The sequence below is a fragment of the Belliella aquatica genome (genome assembly GCF_014637795.1).
GTDB lineage: Bacteria > Bacteroidota > Bacteroidia > Cytophagales > Cyclobacteriaceae > Belliella > Belliella aquatica.
Genome location: NZ_BMFD01000001.1, coordinates 557846 through 575817, shown reverse-complemented (window position 1 = coordinate 575817; position 17972 = coordinate 557846). Strand labels below are relative to the sequence as shown.

Sequence of the window (17972 nt, the reverse complement as noted above, 5' to 3'; positions counted from 1 at the left end):
GATATAGGCATTTTTAAAAGATTTTCAAAAATGCTGCTATAAATGGTGCCGATAATAGCAATCCGTCAAAACGATCCATAAATCCTCCATGTCCAGGAAGTATTTTTCCTGAATCTTTGATCTCAATACTTCGCTTAAAAAGTGACTCAATCAAGTCCCCATAAGTTCCAGCAATGATGATGATTGAACTGATACAAAACCACTGCCATTCTTCGAGTGAAGTAAAATATTTACTCAAAATATACGCTACAGTAAATGCTAAAAGCGCTCCACCAAGAAAACCTTCCCAAGACTTCTTAGGAGATACCCTTTCGAATAGTTTGGTCTTCCCGAATTTGGTACCTGCAAAATATGCCCCCGAATCGGATGCCCAAAGTATCACCAAAGAACCTATGATAATTTCGTAATGAAATGTACCATCTACTGAGAAAGCTGCTAGGTTGAGCAGCGAAAATGGAACAGCTACATAAAAAATCCCAAGAAAAGTATATGCTACACCTGTGAAGGGTTTTTTATCAGATTTTCGATAGAGCTTGATAAAGAAAACTAAAGAGACCAAAGGGAAAATGAGAAAATAATATTTATCCTCAAGATGCTTCAACTCAATCAGAAATGTCAGCGTAAAAATAGCCACACCAAGGAAAGTCCCAAAGCTCTTCAGAGGAAGCATACCATCCAAGCCCGAAAGCTTGTAAAACTCCATTTGAGAAAATATAAGTATCGAACCAAAAATGATGAAATAAAGCCATTCACTGTAATAGGCCCCAGCTACGATCGCAGATGCTCCGATAAGTCCTGTGATTACCCTTTGTCCGAGATTACTGTAATTATTGATATTAAATCTTGATCTGAGCTTAAAAGGTGACCTCATCTTCGATTATTTTTGTCGCTATTGAAGAATTCTCTTTCTGCACCATCACCTCGCAGTAACCATGGATTTTGTAAGCAGACTCTTTTCTGTCAAGAATCACTGCTCCGATGCCGTGGGACTCTAAGACTCCTTTCACAATTTCTGCTCTTACAGGTGACGCGTCTTCAAATATCTTAATCCAATTCTCCATTTTTAATTTGAGTTTTATTCTTCTCTTTGAAAATCCTTAATCCTATTAACAATATCAAAAGGCCAAGCAATGCTAACGGTATTGATACTTCATCTGTTTCTTCGATATTGAATTCAACTTTACCCAATTTATTCATATAAACCAAGATTACCGTCACGGTATTGTTGAGAACATGAGCAATAATAGGATATATTAAACTTCCTGAATATAGATATAAATATCCAAATACCGCTCCCAAAAGCACTCTTGGAAAGAATCCAAAAAACTGAAAGTGAATCGCTGAAAAAATAAAAGCTGTCAACCATACCCCTACATGGGCATTCCCTGTATAAAGATGAAGCTTAGGCTGAAGGACTCCACGAAATAATAACTCCTCTCCCAAGCCTGCAAAAACTCCAATCACCAAGATCCCCATCAGAAACTCTGCAAAGGAATCAAAATCAGTGATGTATTTTGTTAAGACCATGGCTGAATCCTCCATCGCTCTCATTTTCTCCTCCAAGGAAGACAAAAAATCAGGGAATTGAACATTGGCATTCCAATCGATCAGAAGGGTGTTGAAAATCATCCCTCCAAGCAAAACCATAATCATCACCATAAAAGAACTGAACCTAAACCTATTCACTTGCTGTTTCCATCTCAAGTCAGCCTTGTCAATTAATTTGGCTACTAATAAAGCAGCTACAAAAAAACCAAGACCTGCACCGAGACCTTGGACAAAAAGTAAAGCCATCCGTGCATTAGGATTGCTACCTTGTCCACTCAAGGTGGCCATAAATTCATCTAAAGGAATCTCAAACAAGGGTGGAACAAGAACAAGGGCAAGGCCTTGAAGAACAGCCATTACACCGAAAGTGACGAGCAGGATAATAATTAATGACAATAACCAATTACCTTTGCGGGCAATCGAGGCTTGGGTTTTATAAATCTCCATAATTGCCGTAAATTTACAAGATTAAATAGATTTCAGAAGTGGTAAAGATAGGAAACTTAGAATTAGGGGATTTTCCCTTGCTTTTGGCTCCAATGGAAGATGTGAGTGATCCGCCTTTCAGAGCAGTATGTAAGGAGAATGGGGCGGATTTGATGTACACGGAGTTCATCAGCTCAGATGGGCTGATTCGTGATGCAGCAAAAAGTATTCAGAAGTTAGATATTTTTGATTATGAAAAACCAATAGGTATACAAATTTTCGGAAGTGATATTGAGTCTATGCGTGAAGCTGCAGCTATTGCAGCAGAAGCAGGACCAGATATTTTAGATATCAATTATGGCTGCCCCGTGAACAAAGTCGCCTGTAAAGGTGCTGGCGCAGGCATTCTTCTCGATATCGATAAAATGGTCTCCATGACAGCGGAGATTGTGAAAGCTGTCAATATTCCAGTAACCGTAAAAACCCGACTTGGCTGGTCACAAGACACGATCAGAATCGTAGAAGTAGCCGAGCGTCTTCAGGATGTCGGCATTCAAGCCATCAGCATCCATGCTCGTACTAGACAACAAATGTACAAAGGTGAAGCAGACTGGTCTTATTTAAATTTGGTGAAAGCTAATCCAAGGTTGCACATTCCAGTCTTCGGCAATGGAGATATAGACTCGCCGCAAAAAGCAAAAGAATACAAAGAAAAATACAATGTGGATGGCATGATGATCGGAAGAGCATCAATCGGTTACCCTTGGATTTTCAATGAAATCAAGCATTTCTTGGCAACCGGTGAAATGCTAGCTGCTCCAGGGCTAGAAGAAAGAATCAATGTGGCAAAAAAACACCTGGATTTTTCTGTTCAGTGGAAGGGTGAAAAGCAAGGTATCTTAGAAATGCGCAGACATTACACCAATTATTTCAGAGGAATGCCGAATTTTAAACCGTTCCGAACAGAGATGGTAACAGCGGAAACTTATGAACATGTAGCAACTATCCTAGATCAAGTTGCTGAGGTTTATGCCGATTATCAATTTCAATGATTTCCAGTTCCAATAAACCTCTATAATCACTTATGTCCCGAGATATACAAGCCGAAGGAGCCTTAAAGGCTTGGGGCTTTTTGTTTTTACTTGCTTTGATTTGGGGAAGTTCATTCATCCTAATCAAGCGTGGTTTAGAAATATTCTCCCCGGGCGAAGTAGGTGCCTTCAGGATTGTAGCTGCTGGTATGATACTTTTGCCACTTTCTCTTCCAAGACTCAAAACCCTCAATAAAAGACAAGTTAAAAACTTGATCATCGTCGGGTTTGTAGGGAGTTTTATCCCAGCTTTTCTATTTGCCAAAGCACAAACTCAACTCAGTAGCTCCCTCACAGGTGTGTTCAATGCCATGACACCTCTTTTTGTTGTGATAATTGGTGCTTTGTTTTTCAACGCGAGAATTACACGAAGAAATACCATAGGTTTATTCATCGCATTTATTGGGGTGGTGTTGCTACTTATTGTTAAGGAAGGAAGCGGTTTTGGTACATTTTCGGACATCAATTCATATGCGTTTTTTGTACTCCTTGCTTGTGCTTGTTATGGTGTGAACTTGAATATCATCAAATACAGATTTGTTGAACTCAAGCCGATAGCAATTACTGCCATTTCACTTTTGATGGTATTGCCGCTTGGATTGATTTACTTATTCGCATTTACAGACTTTTCATTCAAACTGATCCATGTAGAGGGCGCCATGGAAGCAGCTGGCTACATTACCATTTTAGGTGTTGTCGGCACTGCATTGGCACTAATTCTATTCAATATCATGGTCAAAGTAGCTACTCCTGTTTTCGCAAGTTCGGTCACTTATCTCATCCCAATTGTTGCAATTGTTTGGGGACTATTTGATGGGGAAGTTTTACTCTTAGGCCATTACATTGGCATAATCGCTGTAATTTTTGGTGTGTGGGTTGGGAATAGAAGGTAAATTAATCACCTGATTTCAATCTTTTTCTCCAAGCATAAGCAAGCATGGGCAGTTGCTGATAACTCATAACTCCGGCCTTCACTCCTTGAGTTTTTAGAAAGATATCATTCGATTTCCTACTCAATTCCAAATTGAAAGGTTTGTAAAGCGCCGCATTTTTACTGATAGAAACCAAATCATTTCTTACCCCGACAGGAATTGTTCTGTAAAAATGTGTGTAAAGTTCCTTAGACATCCTGTACAAATCGTTCATTTGGTACCGAAGAAGTTTGAGCTGTGCTGAGTATTGCAAAAGCGCATCGTCACTATTTGAGCCAATTACCCATGCAATGAAATTCGCCTCTCCTTCATCTGTTACTCCATAGCTGTGCGCCATTTCGTGGGCAATCGTAAAAGGTTTTTCCAATGGATGCAATGTTGGATCGATATAACTTTCTCCAGTAAAAGGGAAGTAAATTCCTAAAATTCCCATTTTCCTCATGAATCCAGCGGGATAAAACTGCTTGGTTCGTGGTTCTCCTGTGAAATTCATACCAAGTAGATACAAGTGCTCTCGCATATTTGCTCTTACCAGTTTTTCTAATTCATTGTAGTCCATGATGGACTCGATGGCCGTCGTATCTTCATGGATATTTGATCTCAATTGATTCAGAATATTTCGAGTAAGTTCGATTTCAGTAATCAACTGCTCCTCAATTAAAGCAGTAGGTTTCATACCTATTTGCTCGAAGACAGGTATTCTCTGATAGTTATAACCCCATAAAACCAAAAAAAAGAAAATCAATGCACCTAGGTAGTTAAAGAGTGATCTTATAGAATATCCAAGCTTATTTTTCCATCCTTCTTTTTTGAAGAAATAGTAAAAAAAGATCCCAATAAAGAGAAAAACAGAAGCAATGAAAATATAAACGGTTGCAAAAGGAAGCTTAGAAAGCGTCAGATCTATGACATTTCTTACTCCCGGAAAAAATTTCCTAGCATAAAGTTCTTCCGTTTTCTCAGGGGACTTAAGCGCAAAATGCCTGATCAGAATACTGATCAGGCCTAAGATTGTCCAAGTCCAATTTCCTCGAAACATGCGTTTAGACGCCTTGAGCTTGTACTTCCTTTACCTCAGGAAGCATACGTGTCAATAAGTTTTGAATTCCAGCTTTAAGTGTAACAGTACTTGATGGACATCCTGAGCAACTGCCTTGAAGTAACACTTTCACGATACCATCTTCAAAACTATGGAAAACTATAGCTCCACCATCTTGCTCGACAGCAGGACGGATATATTCATCTAAAATTCCTTTGATCTTCTTCACCACCTCAGAATCATTTTCGTCAAAAAGTGGATCTTTATCAAATTCCGCATTTACAGCAGGCTTGCCTGATTCTAAATAAGACTTGATGTGATTTCTGACAATATCCTGAAGTTCGAGCCATTCCACCTCCTCTTTTTTCGTCACCGTCACAAAATTTGAAGCGACAAATACGCGGTCTACAGCTGCAAAATTAAATAATTCATGTGCTAAAGGTGAATTCTGAGTGCTTTCTTGATTTGGATAATCAAAACTAACCCCTTCATCTGCCAACATAAAATTCACGACAAACTTCAATGAATTTGGGTTTGGATTGGCTTCCATATAAATCGTAGTCGGTCTTTTCTGCGCTTGTAACATAATCTTGATTGTTGATTTTGAAGTATGATTGGATAACAGCTGTCAGGCTATTTAGTTCCCGCTATGGCTTATTTTGCCACTTGGGTTTGATGATTTGAAACAAGTAACTCAGCGTGAATTCCAAATTGGTCGAAGTCATATCAAAAATCCGCTCTTGAGTTTCAGGACGGTTGAAATCATATGAGAATCGAACTTCTCCTGCCAAAGTACTTTTCCCGAAAAGCTTGGATAGTCCCGCACCTGCAGAGAGACCATAAAGAAATCTTCGTGGACTATCCTCTATTCCTCCATAAGTAGGCAATACTCCTGGGGTTTCATATTCCCGAATCGGGTCAGCTGCATTGAGCATATATCCGAAATGGGTTCCCAATTTAATATGAAACCTCCCTTTGTTGCCAAAATAAAAGTTTGACATAAAGGGGACTTTAATAAAATCAAAAGTTGTCTGATTGGTTCGATCCAGAGTATCTCTTTGGGTATAACCCAACTGCACATACTGGATTTCTATCTGAGCACCTGCATTTTTTGATAAAAATTGCTCAATTACAAAACTGTAAGTTGGCGCAGCAATGCCACCTGTCCGCGTGACAGGAGATCCTGGCCTGAATCTATAGCTGTAATTCGAAGAAGAGTAACCACCACGGAAACCAATACTTGTCTGTGCGAGTAAGCCTTCACTTAGCATGCCCAAAAATAAAAGTAAAAACAGGGTGAAAGTCTTTTGCATTTTCACCTTTCTATTTCTTTTTACCCTTTTTGATATCAGCGATATCTTCTCTGTCCTTCAATTTCTTATCTTCCACATTGTTGTTCAAAAACTCATTGAGTTTATCAATCGGAAAACTGCTAGAAATCTCCCCAAATGAATCAATATTCATATGGAATCCTTCAAGGTCTTTGTGGACTTTAGGGCTTTCTTCTTTTTTTGATTTCTTTGCCATCCTATTTAGTATTTAAAATGAAAGTGGCTTTTTCAAAACCACTTTCAGAATTCTAATTAATCTTGAACTTGTAACATTTCTAACGCAAAAGTTATTCTTTTAGCTAATTCTTCCTTGCCAATGATCGTGAAAACAGCCATCAAATCTGGTCCTGCTCCTACTCCCGTCACTGCTAAACGAACCGCCTGCATCACTTTTCCAATTTTAATTTCATTTTCTTCAGCAGCCACTTCCAATAATGATTTAGCTTTCTCCATTGTAAATTCTTCTCCGTCATTTACCAGTTTTTCCTTATAGGCATTCAAAACGGTAACGACATCCGAATTCCACTTTTTGGAAGCTATGTTTTCATCAAAAGTATTCGGAGCAATCAGCATAAATTTACCTTCATTCCAAAGATCAGAAGGGAATGTAGCCCGCTCTTTCATGATCGCCACAATTTGCGCAGCTTTATCCATTCCTACAGTCAATCCTTCTTTTTCAACATCTGCGATAAGGAAAGTTGCCAATTCTTCGTCAGACTTATTTCTGAGGTATTGTTCATTGTACCATTTGGCCTTATTGATGTCAAATTTTGTTCCTGACTTGCCGATTCTTTCAATAGAAAAAGCCTCAACCAGCTCATCCAAAGAGAAAATCTCTCTGTGGTCACCTGGATTCCAACCTAGGAATGCTAGGAAGTTTAAGAAAGCATCAGGAAGGTAACCACCTTCTTTGAAGCCACTAGCCTTGTCACCTGTGTTAGGATCTGTCCAATCCATTGGGAAAATTGGGAAACCATGTTTGTCAGCATCTCTTTTGGATAATTTACCATTCCCATCAGGCTTCAACAAAAGCGGTAAATGTGCAAATTGAGGCATGGTATCTTCCCAGCCAAAATATTTGTAAAGCAACACATGGAGTGGTGCAGATGGCAACCATTCTTCTCCACGAATCACGTGCGTGATGCCCATCAAATGATCATCCACGATGTTTGCCAAGTGATAAGTAGGCATTCCATCAGACTTCATCAGCACTTTATCATCCAAAGTATTGGAATGAACCATTACCCAACCACGGATCATATCATTCAGTCTCACCTCTTCTTTTCTAGGGATTTTGATACGAATCACATAAGGATCGCCAGAGGCCAATCTCTCTTTCACTTCATCTTCCGGAAGCGTAAGGGAGTTTTTCATCTGTGTTCTAGTGATCGAATTATACTGTGGAGAGACCACTCTTGCCGCGGTCAGTCTTTCCCGCATCGCATCCAAGTCTTCCGAAGTATCAAATGCGTAGTATGCATGTCCTTTTTCTACCAAATCCATCGCATACTGCGTGTACATTGGCTTACGCTCTGATTGTCTATAAGGACCACAATCGCCAGGATTCCACGGACTCTCCTCAGGAGAAATACCCAACCATTCCAAAGATTTCTGAATATATTCTTCTGCTCCGGGAACAAACCTAGTTTGGTCTGTATCTTCAATTCTCAAAAGAAACTTACCCCCCATTTTCTTGGCAAAAAGGTAATTGTAAAGGGCTGTTCTTACTCCGCCAATATGTAAAGCTCCTGTAGGAGAGGGTGCAAATCTTACGCGTACTTCTCTATTCATTTGATGTGATTTTCTGATTTGTTGAAAATTTAGTGTCTTCAATTGAAAATACTCTAAATATCAATCTACAAAGATAAGGAAATCATAGAGTCAAACCTTATTTTTTTCCAAAGGATAAAGGGAAAAAAGACAGTTTCATGCGATTGATCAATTGAAATGACCCACTCAATTATCCCAAAAATGTATCAATTTTTAATTTTAAACTTTATTTTTAATTATAATTTCTCTTTATTTGGAAATGATTTTTATCTAATCAAATGAGATTCAACAAAAGTTTATATGAAAATACGATTATTAGTTTCAGCTTTATTTTTAATCACCATTCAAGGAATCGCACAAGTAACTTTGAAGTCGGAAAGAGACAGTGATGGAAATGTCTTGATTTATGCGGATAATACAACTCCTATTCCATACACAGTAACAATCAAATATCAAAACCTCCAAAACTTAGTGCCAAATGGAGGAATGACAACAATCAAAGTTGTATCACCTGGAAGATCCCAAATAGCAAGACTCAAAAAAGAAAACCCAACACAAGCCTCCACTAATTTAAACTATACTTACACCTATAGAGGAGGAGATGTAAAAGCTCAACCTATAGAGGATTTTATCTATCTCCCTCCAGTAAAATCAGGGGAGAAAATCAAATCAACACCCATGACCCATATTGAAAACACACTTCGAAACGAGCAAGTGAATGACAGCTATGTAGGGTTGTCTTTCACCTTTGACGAACCTACGACCATTTGTGCTCCTAGAAAAGGTATTGTTTCAGAAATAAAAATAGATGAAGAGATCAAAGGAAATAGTGTGCATTACAATTCACTAGACAATTATATTGAAATCTACCATGAAGATGGGGTGTTTAGCAGAATCATGGTCCTCAAGCCAGGAAGTGCAAAGGTAAAAGTTGGGGACACAGTATTTCCAGGTGATGCTCTTGCGGAATCAGCAGGCGAAAACTACAGAACTGGTCCACATGTACGAATGGTCCAAAGTAAATTGGTCAAAACAGATGACTTAATAACTCGCTCCTACACTGAAGTGTCAATAAGAGGGACAGATGGTGTACCAATTCAAGTCAAAGACAGAATAGAAATATTGGTTGAACATCCTGAAGAAATCATATTGCTAGAAATGACTAAAAAAGAAAAGAAAAAGTATATGCTTAAGTAGCTGTTGAAGTTAGCTGCAGAATAAAAACAAAAAAGGAAACCCGAATGGATTTCCTTTTTTGTTTTTGATAAACAAGATTGCTTATGCGTCTTTTCTTGTTCTGATCTTTTCTCTGATCTTGGCAGCTTTACCTTGACGTCCTCTCAAGTAGAACAATCTTGCTCTTCTTACTCTACCTTCTCTTAACAATTCGATTTTCTCGATTGATGGTGAAAGGATTGGGAAGATTCTTTCTACTCCGATTCCATTAGAAATTTTTCTTACAGTGAAAGTTTCACCATTAGTATTTACATTTTTTCTTTGGATTACAGTACCTTGAAACTGCTGAACACGCTCTTTGTTACCTTCTTTGATCTTTACGTGAACATTGATGGTATCACCTGCCTTGAAAGAAGGGAAAGAAGCTCTTAGCTCTTTGTATTCCGCTTCTACAAATTTAATTAATTCGCTCATAGCTGTATATTTTATGTGCTTGTAGCAACTACACCTCGGTGCAGCCGTCTGTTGAATTCATTTATTTTAATGCTTGATGCTGTTATCGCCACTTAGAAATCTTTCCCTTCCATCAGGTCGGGTCTTCTTTCTTTAGTTCGGCGAACCGATTGCTCAAACCTCCAATCATCGATTTTTGCTTGATGTCCTGACAATAATATCTCTGGTACTTCCATTCCATCATAGACTGCTGGTCTGGTATAAACCGGAGGGGCTAATAATCCATCTTGAAATGAGTCTGTCAATGCTGAAGTTTCATCATTGAGTACCCCGGGGATCAATCGGATAATGGCGTCAGTTAATACTGCTGCGGCCAATTCTCCTCCTGATAAAACATAATCTCCAATACTAATCTCCTTAGTAATAAATCTTTGTCTCACCCTTTCATCCACACCTTTATAATGTCCGCAAAGCATGATCATATTACCTTTTAGAGATAGTTCATTCGCCATATTTTGGTTGAATGTCTCTCCATCCGGAGTCAAGTAAATGACTTCATCATACGCTCTTTCACTTTTCAGTGCTTCGATAATCCGCGCTATAGGTTCGATCATCATGACCATTCCTGCACCTCCTCCAAAAGCGTAGTCATCGACCTGCTTTTTTTTGTTTGTGCTGAAGTCTCTCAAGTTGTGTACCCGTACTGCAGCTAGGCCTTTGTCTTCGGCTCTTTTGAGAATCGAATGGGCAAATGGTCCATCTAACAATCCGGGAACTACTGTGATGATGTCTATTCGCATCTTTAGTCCTCTAAATATATGTCAAGTAAGCCTTCGGGAAGTAAACAGAAAACTTTCTTCTCTGCTTTGTCAACTTTTTGGATAATGCCATCTTGAATTGGTATCAAGACTTCTTTTTCTTTGTAGTCAACCCCGATTAAATCCTGTGTTTGAAGGTCATAGATAATTTTAATATCTCCGATTACTCCGAGATTTTGATCTATAACTTCATATCCTATCAATTCATGGAAGTAATACTGATCCTCTTCCAATTCTGCCAATGCCGTCAGTGGAAGGTATAATTCCGATCCAACAAGTTTTTCAGCATCGCCCATGGTATCATGGTCTTCGAATTTTGCAAGCACCTTATTATTGGGCTGCAAATCAAAATACTCAAGAAAATAAGGAACAAGTCTGGATTTTTGATCAATGAAAACATGTTTTAAGTCTTCATATTCCTCTGGATAATCCACATCCAATACTACTGTTACACCTCCATGGAGTCCATGAACTTTAGAAATATAGCCCAATTGAAAGCAATTGTCTTTGTTCATGGTATTGTAGGGTATTAAGCTTGAGTTTCTTCACCTTCAGCAGACGCTTCAGGAGATTCTGGTGCCGCTTCTTCAGTAGCAGCAGGTGCTTCAGCAGCAGCAGCCTCAGCGGCAGCAGCAGCTTTCGCTTCGTCTTCTCTAGCTTTGATTGCATCAAGTCTAGCTTGGTTTTTAGCAGTCTCAGCATCAAGCGCTTTCTGACGTGCATCAGCTTTCGCTTGTGTCAATTTATCCACCTTACCGGTGATTGCTTGATCTTTTGTTGCTTTCCAAGCTTCGAATTTGCTATCAGCATCTTCTTGTGAAATTGCGCCTTTCAAAACACCAATTTGAAGGTGTTTTTGTAACAAAACTCCTCTGTAAGAAAGCATTGCTTTTACAGTGTCTGTTGGCTGCGCACCATTCAACAACCATTTTAGAGCTCGCTCATTGTTGATGTTGATAGATGCAGGGTCAGTGTTTGGGTTATAAGTTCCCAATTTTTCGATAAAGCGTCCATCACGTGGAGCTCTTACATCAGCTACTACTACGTCATAGATGGCCATTCTTTTTCTACCTCTACGCGCTAATCTGATTTTAACTGCCATATTTTATTGATATTTAGTGTATTGATGGATCCCGTCCATCGTAAATTTTGGACTGCAAAGATAAGATTTTTAAATTGAAAGTCACAAGTAGTCAATAATATATTTGCTTGGATAGGAGATTTTGAGTTAAATTGGAGTTTGGTAGGGTCTGGAGTTTTGAGAAACGAGATACGAGAGATTAGAATCAAGAGACAAGAAGCAAGAGAAATGAGCAAAGAAGTGGGTTTTGCGAACTTAGCTCCTTTGCAAACTTTGCGAGAAGTGAGATCTGAAATATGAAAAGTTCTTAATATAAAATGGCTGCGTAGTTCAACGGATAGAACAAGCGTTTCCTAAACGCTAGATCTAGGTTCGATCCCTAGCGCGGCTACTTAGTTGTTTTTCAATTACTTAAGTATAAATTAATTTCCTTTTTAACTATCAAAACCCCAACATTGCAGTTGATATTGCAGTTATTTTGAGGGAATTGTAAAACCTCCTTTAAAAGTTTATGAAGTATCTTATAATGTAAGAGATGTTTTTTACCAATTCATAACTTGAAAAGTATTAAAAACTAGGAACCCTTCTTCATCCCTTCGTGGAATTTCTTCATAAGTTCATAACTTCCAGAAAAACCATGTCTCTCTCTCAGATAAACTTTAGTAGTTCTTACTGTAGAATGTGCTAAAACTTGACGAATACCTTCCTCTGAACATCCAGAAAAAGCCATATGATAAGCTAAGGTGTGTCGTGGTACATGTCCTGTCAAAGTGGATGTTCCCATATCTCTTGGAGCAAAAGATAGCTGCCATAATTGTGGCAAAATTTATTGGCAAGAAAAAAAGTTGCGATTAGACCTGAAACATCCATTAGACCTTCTATTACCTGATAATCATTCTAGGTGGATTACCGAAAATGATAGAAACAGGAATAGCGTAACGAGAGGAAAAATAAAGGTTTTGAGAGCTTCTAACAGAAATATTTCCTAAATTCCCGAATCTGTTTTCGCATACTCTAACCTTGGTTTTTACGATCAAAAAACCAGGTTCCTGACCAAATAAATTTGAACGACTATGAATAAAATGATCTTAGGAATTTTTACCCTTTTATTGGTTGCCGTTTCCGTACAGGCGCAGCAGGCAGATGTGAAGGCAGCTAAGAAAGCAATTTCCGCGTATAAACTGGATCCCTCTGCGTCTAAAGAAAAGCTTAGAGAAGCGTTAGCGGCTATTTTGCCGGAGCCTACTGGTGAAGATGTTTCCGATCCGGGATTTTTTATCCTGAAAGGGGAGATATTAAACGAGCTGGCTGCCCAGATCGTTGTTGTGAAACAGACCGGCTTTGGTTCTCTAGAGGAACTTCCGCAGGTAGACGGGGTAGCTGTCAAGGCTTTTCAAGCACTTGTAACCGCTTTGGAGAAGCATGCACAAGCCGTAAACTCACCCAATTATCTTTTTCAGGATGCGATGAAAGGTATCCAAGAAGTGCAAGCCAACCTGTACAACTTTGGAGTATACGCCTATGAAGCCCAGGACTACGGATCGGCTTATCTGAACTTCTCATCGGGTCTGGCTTGCCATGAAATCCTAAAGAAAGAAGGCCAGAAAAGCAGTTTGGATGATGCTTACGCCATGAAGGACCAGAAATTCTTTACGGGCATGGCGGCTCTGAACAACAATATGACCGAGGCGGCCAAACCGCTCTTTGAAGACCTCTACCAAGCGAATTACGATAATCCAGCAATCTACGAAGCCCTGTACGCCATCAATGCCAACGGCGAAGCCGCCAACTTGGATGCCGCTTATCATTACCTGAAGACGGGTCGGGAAAAATATCCCGAAGAAGTATCTCTGCTGTTTGCCGAGATCAATCACTTCCTGAAGCTCAACCGACTGGATGAACTGACAGAAAAATTGAAAACAGCCATTAATCGAGAACCGGACAATCCGGCACTCTACCTTACCCTGGGTAACGTTTACGACAACTTGTACCAGCGCGAATACAGTGCTGGAAACAGCGACCTGGCCGGCAAATACTTCGACCAAGCCTTCATTTATTACAATCAGAACCTAGAAAAAGATCCAACCAACTTCGATGCGCTGTATAGTATTGGTAATCTGTACTATAACCGTGCTGCTACCCTGACGGCAGTGTTGAGTGAACTGTCCTCAGACAGTAGCTCGGCGGGTATGGAGAGATACAAAGCCATTGAAGCCGAGGTATTCGTTGCGTTTGACAAGGCACTCCCTTATTTCCAAAAGGCGGAAAGGCTAAATCCCAACGACACTAATACACTTATTGCTCTAAAGGAAATTTACATCAGAAATAATCAACCAGAAACTTCAAATGCCATAGACGAGCGCTTAAAGAACGTCAGAGATGGTGGCTTCAATGCAACCGCTTTCTTCAACGAATAGAGAGCAAGAAAGATAGGTACCTTCTGAAAGATTTCCCGTTATATACACATAATTAATGTTTTTTTATATTTTCATCGTCAATAATGCGTCATCTGCACTAGTATAATCCGCTAAAACATGGGCAATTGTAGCTATTATTTAGAACGCAAGTTTATATCCATATTCTCCTGTTTTTATACATTTCTGCCTGCACGCAAACCAAAACGGAAGGTAACATGGATGACTGAGCAACCATTCTCGATCACCCTATAAGCAATCAATGCTCCACTCCGGATCAAATAAATACAGATAATTTGGATCAATTGGAATTGGCCTAGATGTATCTAAAGAGTGACTCTGCCGACTATCAAAAGAATCCCTTTATTATCGATGGTTGGTTATTCATAACCACCGCAAACAGCAGGGTGGTTACTTTAGATGGTAATGCAGGGAAGGAATACAGGACCTTTGAGCCTTCCAATGCTCACGAATCACTAGCTGATGGGGGCCAACAGAGACTGATGAATTGGTATGATGATGAAGCTGGTAGCATACTCACTATGAAAGGACACAGGTTTTATTCATTGAATGCTAAAAGTGGTGACCTCATCACTTCTATTCTTGGAAAATTCTTCAACATTTATAAATTCAAGGGAAATAATAAATTCCTTCCATTCATTTAATCATTGAAATAAAACTTGTACCTTCCTTACAAATCTTAAGATCATGGCAAAAGAACACACCGCAAAAAAAGCCGAAAAGAAAAAACCTGAAAAGAACTTGAAGGAAAAAAGGGCTGAAAAAAAAGCCAAGCAAGAAGATAAGAAAAAAAGAGACTAACCATTGTATTTTTCTTTATAGCTTAGGCCAAACAAAAAAAGCGACTCTCGAGTCGCTTTTTTTGTTTTATCTATTCTTTCAATCAAAGCCCAAAAGCTTTTTTGATTCTGTCTACGTAGTCTAATTTTTCCCAAGTGAAAAGTTCTACATCCAAATTGATAGACTTGCCATCAGGTGTGAAGAAAGTCTTATTAACAACCTCATTGGTTCTCCCCATGTGTCCATAAGCAGCGGTTTCTTCATAGATCGGATTTCTCAATTTCAATCTCTGCTCGATAGCATAAGGACGCATATCGAAAAGCTCTTCGACTTTCTTAGCAATTTCCCCGTCAGACAATCCTAGTTTTGAAGTTCCATAGGTATTCACATAAATCCCCATAGGCTTAGCAACACCAATTGCATAGGAAACCTGAACTAGGATTTCATCTGCAACACCAGCTGCGACCATATTTTTGGCGATATGCCTTGTTGCGTATGCAGCAGATCTATCAACTTTAGAAGGATCTTTTCCGGAAAATGCTCCTCCACCATGTGCGCCTTTGCCTCCGTAAGTATCCACGATGATCTTTCTACCTGTCAAACCCGTATCACCATGCGGTCCACCAATGACAAACTTGCCCGTTGGGTTGATGTGATAAGTGATTTGATCTGTGAAAAGTGCTTGAATTTCAGGTTTCAATTGTGCCTTTACTCTTGGGATAAGGATTTTGATTAAGTCCTCTTTGATCTTCTCAAGCATAGTTGGTTCGTCTGCGAAATCGTCATGCTGTGTAGAAATTACAATGGCGTCAATTCGCTGCGGCTGATTGTCATCAGAATATTCGATGGTCACTTGCGACTTGGAATCAGGTCTCAAATACTTAATTTCATCACCTTCTCTTCTCAATGCTGACAATTCTCTCAAAATCCTATGAGAAAGGTCAAGCGCCAAAGGCATATAATTATCTGTTTCCTTGGTTGCATAACCGAACATCATTCCCTGATCACCGGCACCTTGTTCTTCTGGACTCTGACGATCTACCCCTTGATTGATGTCAGGTGATTGTTCATGAATCGCAGACAAAACACCGCAAGAGCTCCCATCAAACATGTATTCGCTTTTGGTATAACCAATCCTGTTGATCACGTCCCTGGCAATTTTTTGAACATCCAGGTATGTGTCTGATTTTACTTCTCCAGCAAGAATTACCTGACCAGTAGTAACTAAAGTTTCGCAAGCAACCTTTGACCTTGGATCAAAAGCTAAAAAATTATCAATCAGGGCATCCGAAATTTGATCCGAAATCTTATCAGGGTGTCCCTCAGATACTGATTCTGAGGTAAATAAATATGGCATATTGTTATTTCTTTTTTTACAAATTCTAAATAGTGCGTAAAAATAAGGTTTCAAAGGGAAATAAAAAACCTGAATTCACTTGATATAAAAAGTATCACTCAGTAACAGAATATACTTTGTCTTTTCTGTTCGCTATTAATTCCTAAATTTGATCTCCATTTCAAAATACACCTCTTGAATGAAAAAAATAACAATAATCTTATTTGCTGGTCTTCTGTTATTGAGTAGCATGAAAAGCTTCGAGCCAGATATGTGGGCTTTATTCTCGAAAACAAAATTTGTTGAAAAACTTAATGATGAATTTGGGATGTATTTTCTATACCCTAAATTTCCAGAAGAGCTGAAGGAATTTGAAGGGAAAATAGTAACTGTTTCTGGATTCTACATTCCTTTGGATATGAATGCATCCAACATAGCTGTTTTATCCAAGTTCCCCATGGCTGAATGTTTCTTCTGCGGCGGTGCGGGGCCAGAGAGTATTGTCGTAGGATATCTAAAAGCCAATCCAAAAAGGAAAATCAAAACTGACGAAATAGTAAAAGTTCGGGGCAAGTTAAAGTTGAATGAAAATGATATCGACGAGCTTAATTTTATCCTCCAAGATGCTGAAATTATTTTAGACTAATTTTGAAAAAGAATGAAAAAGGATGATCAAAAAAAGCCTATTAGAGAAGAAGAAGCTGAGGAGTGGGATTTCAGTGAAGGATTTGGGGGAATTCCTGATGATGTGGATCTGACAAGAAATATTGGCTGTGCTTCTGATAGTAAAAAAGGGAAGATTCAGAAAAACTTGCCTGAAAAAAAGGATTCAGAAAAAGAATAAAAAAAGCTACTCAATCAAATTTGAGTAGCTTTTTTGTTGAATTGAATTTCAGACTCTATTCTTTTTTACCTTCAGGATAGAAGTGATTTACATCTCGCTGAGGGAAAGGAATTTCGATATCATTTGCCTCGAAAGCTTCTTTGAGCGCTTCCATATTATCCCAGTATACTGGCCAAAGATCACCTGTGTCTGTCCAGCATCTTACAGATAAATCCAGTGAACTGTCTCCAAAACTTGTGAATTTCACAACAGGCTCTGGATCGGCATGAATTCTTTCATCTCTTTTCAAAGTACTCAAAATCACTTGTCTTGTCTTTTTCAAATCTGTACCGTATGCTACTCCTATAGCCATGTCAACTCTTCGAGTTGGTTTTTCCGAGTGATTGGTGATTAAATTATTCGCAAGGGTTCCGTTGGGAATGGTGACCAATTTATTATCAAAATTTTTGATTTTGGTATATAGTATATCAATACTTTCTACCGAACCTATGGTTCCTTGCGCCTCTAAAGTATCTCCAACTTTGAATGGCTTAAAAATCAAAATCAAGACTCCACCCGCAAAATTTGCCAAGGAGCCCTGCAAAGCCAAACCCACAGCCAAACCCGCAGCACCAAGGATGGCTATGAAGGAGGTGAGCTCAATACCAATTTGTGTGGCGATGGTAATAAATAGGAGCACATATAATATTGCTTTGGAAAAGCTCTTTAAAAAAGTAGCTAGTGATGCATCAATGTCATATTTGACAAATATTTTATCCAATGCCTTGAGCAAAAGGCTAATGATGTATTTACCAATAAAAAATACAATTAAAGCTCCTAAAATCTTTGGGCCGAAGTCCAGTAAAAATTTGATCGCTTCTTGTTTAATCGTTTGTATTGTTTCTAAATCTAATTCCATTTCTTAAGGTTTAA

Annotated in this window: 22 protein-coding genes and 1 tRNA gene; 8 read left to right on the top strand and 15 right to left on the bottom strand. The window is 38.9% G+C overall.

The window, feature by feature from the left end:
* Positions 1–13 precede the first annotated feature (13 nt).
* Genes IEV57_RS02445 through IEV57_RS02435 form a run of 3 tightly spaced genes read right to left on the bottom strand, consistent with a single transcriptional unit; the run spans position 14 to position 1995 of the window.
* Positions 14–871: a phosphatidate cytidylyltransferase gene (locus IEV57_RS02445; RefSeq protein WP_188439272.1), complete on the bottom strand. Its 858-nt coding sequence runs from the start codon at positions 869–871 to the stop codon at positions 14–16.
* Entirely contained in the window at positions 855–1061 is a 207-nt protein-coding gene (locus tag IEV57_RS02440) for a putative signal transducing protein (protein ID WP_188439270.1), read from the bottom strand. Before IEV57_RS02440 ends, IEV57_RS02445 begins: the two co-directional genes overlap by 17 nt.
* Complete coding sequence (locus IEV57_RS02435) at positions 1045–1995, bottom strand: CPBP family intramembrane glutamic endopeptidase (RefSeq protein ID WP_188439268.1); 951 nt, start codon at positions 1993–1995, stop codon at positions 1045–1047. The genes IEV57_RS02440 and IEV57_RS02435 overlap by 17 nt, the downstream gene beginning before the upstream one ends.
* A 38-nt stretch (positions 1996–2033) precedes the next feature.
* On the opposite strand from IEV57_RS02435, the gene dusB reads away from it, so the two are divergent.
* Both dusB and IEV57_RS02425 read left to right on the top strand, forming a co-directional pair.
* On the top strand, positions 2034–3026 hold the full coding sequence (gene dusB / locus IEV57_RS02430) for a tRNA dihydrouridine synthase DusB (RefSeq protein ID WP_188439266.1): 993 nt from the start codon (positions 2034–2036) through the stop codon (positions 3024–3026).
* A gap of 32 nt (positions 3027–3058) precedes the next feature.
* Positions 3059–3958, top strand: coding sequence for a DMT family transporter (locus IEV57_RS02425; RefSeq protein WP_188439250.1), 900 nt, complete (start codon positions 3059–3061; stop codon positions 3956–3958).
* Between the two features lies 1 nt (position 3959).
* On the opposite strand, the gene IEV57_RS02420 is transcribed toward IEV57_RS02425, so the two are convergent.
* From IEV57_RS02420 to gltX, 5 genes are all read right to left on the bottom strand, one after another.
* Entirely contained in the window at positions 3960–5036 is a 1077-nt protein-coding gene (locus IEV57_RS02420) for a DUF3810 domain-containing protein (protein WP_188439248.1), read from the bottom strand.
* A 4-nt stretch (positions 5037–5040) separates the two neighbouring features.
* Positions 5041–5622, bottom strand: coding sequence for a NifU family protein (locus tag IEV57_RS02415; protein ID WP_188439246.1), 582 nt, complete (start codon positions 5620–5622; stop codon positions 5041–5043).
* Positions 5623–5683: 61 nt separating this feature from the next.
* Positions 5684–6349 carry a porin family protein gene (locus IEV57_RS02410; RefSeq protein ID WP_188439244.1) on the bottom strand — a complete coding sequence of 222 codons (666 nt, stop codon included), beginning with the start codon at positions 6347–6349 and terminating at the stop codon, positions 5684–5686.
* A 10-nt stretch (positions 6350–6359) separates the two neighbouring features.
* Positions 6360–6563: a hypothetical protein gene (locus IEV57_RS02405; protein WP_188439242.1), complete on the bottom strand. Its 204-nt coding sequence runs from the start codon at positions 6561–6563 to the stop codon at positions 6360–6362.
* Positions 6564–6619: 56 nt separating this feature from the next.
* A complete protein-coding gene (gene gltX, locus IEV57_RS02400; protein WP_188439240.1) occupies positions 6620–8158 on the bottom strand; it encodes a glutamate--tRNA ligase in 1539 nt (512 codons plus the stop codon).
* Between the two features lie 279 nt (positions 8159–8437).
* On the opposite strand from gltX, the gene IEV57_RS02395 reads away from it, so the two are divergent.
* The gene (locus IEV57_RS02395) at positions 8438–9334 is read left to right on the top strand and encodes a M23 family metallopeptidase (protein ID WP_188439238.1); all 897 of its coding nucleotides are present in this window, start codon (positions 8438–8440) and stop codon (positions 9332–9334) included.
* Between the two features lie 81 nt (positions 9335–9415).
* Here the strand turns inward: IEV57_RS02395 and rplS are convergent, their stop codons facing one another.
* The 4 genes from rplS to IEV57_RS02375 form a co-directional block, all read right to left on the bottom strand.
* Entirely contained in the window at positions 9416–9787 is a 372-nt protein-coding gene (gene rplS / locus IEV57_RS02390) for a 50S ribosomal protein L19 (RefSeq protein WP_188439236.1), read from the bottom strand.
* 92 nt (positions 9788–9879) lie between these two features.
* The gene (trmD, locus tag IEV57_RS02385; protein ID WP_188439234.1) at positions 9880–10566 is read right to left on the bottom strand and encodes a tRNA (guanosine(37)-N1)-methyltransferase TrmD; all 687 of its coding nucleotides are present in this window, start codon (positions 10564–10566) and stop codon (positions 9880–9882) included.
* Positions 10567–10568: 2 nt separating this feature from the next.
* Entirely contained in the window at positions 10569–11099 is a 531-nt protein-coding gene (gene rimM / locus IEV57_RS02380) for a ribosome maturation factor RimM (protein ID WP_188439232.1), read from the bottom strand.
* Positions 11100–11113: 14 nt separating this feature from the next.
* Positions 11114–11686 carry a 30S ribosomal protein S16 gene (locus tag IEV57_RS02375; protein ID WP_188439229.1) on the bottom strand — a complete coding sequence of 191 codons (573 nt, stop codon included), beginning with the start codon at positions 11684–11686 and terminating at the stop codon, positions 11114–11116.
* Positions 11687–11984: 298 nt separating this feature from the next.
* On the opposite strand from IEV57_RS02375, the gene IEV57_RS02370 reads away from it, so the two are divergent.
* Positions 11985–12056, top strand: a tRNA-Arg gene (locus tag IEV57_RS02370).
* Between the two features lie 183 nt (positions 12057–12239).
* On the opposite strand, the gene IEV57_RS02365 is transcribed toward IEV57_RS02370, so the two are convergent.
* A complete protein-coding gene (locus IEV57_RS02365; protein ID WP_188439227.1) occupies positions 12240–12488 on the bottom strand; it encodes a tyrosine-type recombinase/integrase in 249 nt (82 codons plus the stop codon).
* Between the two features lie 250 nt (positions 12489–12738).
* Here IEV57_RS02365 and IEV57_RS02360 point away from each other — a divergent pair, with 250 nt between their 5' ends.
* Together IEV57_RS02360 and IEV57_RS02355 are read left to right on the top strand one after the other, a co-directional pair.
* Positions 12739–14082 carry a tetratricopeptide repeat protein gene (locus IEV57_RS02360; RefSeq protein WP_188439225.1) on the top strand — a complete coding sequence of 448 codons (1344 nt, stop codon included), beginning with the start codon at positions 12739–12741 and terminating at the stop codon, positions 14080–14082.
* A gap of 317 nt (positions 14083–14399) precedes the next feature.
* Positions 14400–14744: a hypothetical protein gene (locus IEV57_RS02355; protein WP_188439223.1), complete on the top strand. Its 345-nt coding sequence runs from the start codon at positions 14400–14402 to the stop codon at positions 14742–14744.
* A 239-nt stretch (positions 14745–14983) separates the two neighbouring features.
* On the opposite strand, the gene metK is transcribed toward IEV57_RS02355, so the two are convergent.
* The gene (gene metK, locus IEV57_RS02350) at positions 14984–16237 is read right to left on the bottom strand and encodes a methionine adenosyltransferase (protein ID WP_188439221.1); all 1254 of its coding nucleotides are present in this window, start codon (positions 16235–16237) and stop codon (positions 14984–14986) included.
* Positions 16238–16415: 178 nt separating this feature from the next.
* Here metK and IEV57_RS02345 point away from each other — a divergent pair, with 178 nt between their 5' ends.
* Together IEV57_RS02345 and IEV57_RS02340 are read left to right on the top strand one after the other, a co-directional pair.
* Positions 16416–16862 (top strand): hypothetical protein, encoded by a 447-nt coding sequence (locus tag IEV57_RS02345; RefSeq protein WP_188439219.1) that lies wholly within the window; start codon positions 16416–16418, stop codon positions 16860–16862.
* A 12-nt stretch (positions 16863–16874) separates the two neighbouring features.
* Positions 16875–17060 (top strand): hypothetical protein, encoded by a 186-nt coding sequence (locus IEV57_RS02340; protein ID WP_188439217.1) that lies wholly within the window; start codon positions 16875–16877, stop codon positions 17058–17060.
* Positions 17061–17115: 55 nt separating this feature from the next.
* Here IEV57_RS02340 and IEV57_RS02335 read toward each other — a convergent pair whose 3' ends face one another.
* Complete coding sequence (locus tag IEV57_RS02335; RefSeq protein WP_188439215.1) at positions 17116–17958, bottom strand: mechanosensitive ion channel family protein; 843 nt, start codon at positions 17956–17958, stop codon at positions 17116–17118.
* Positions 17959–17972: the final 14 nt, after the last annotated feature.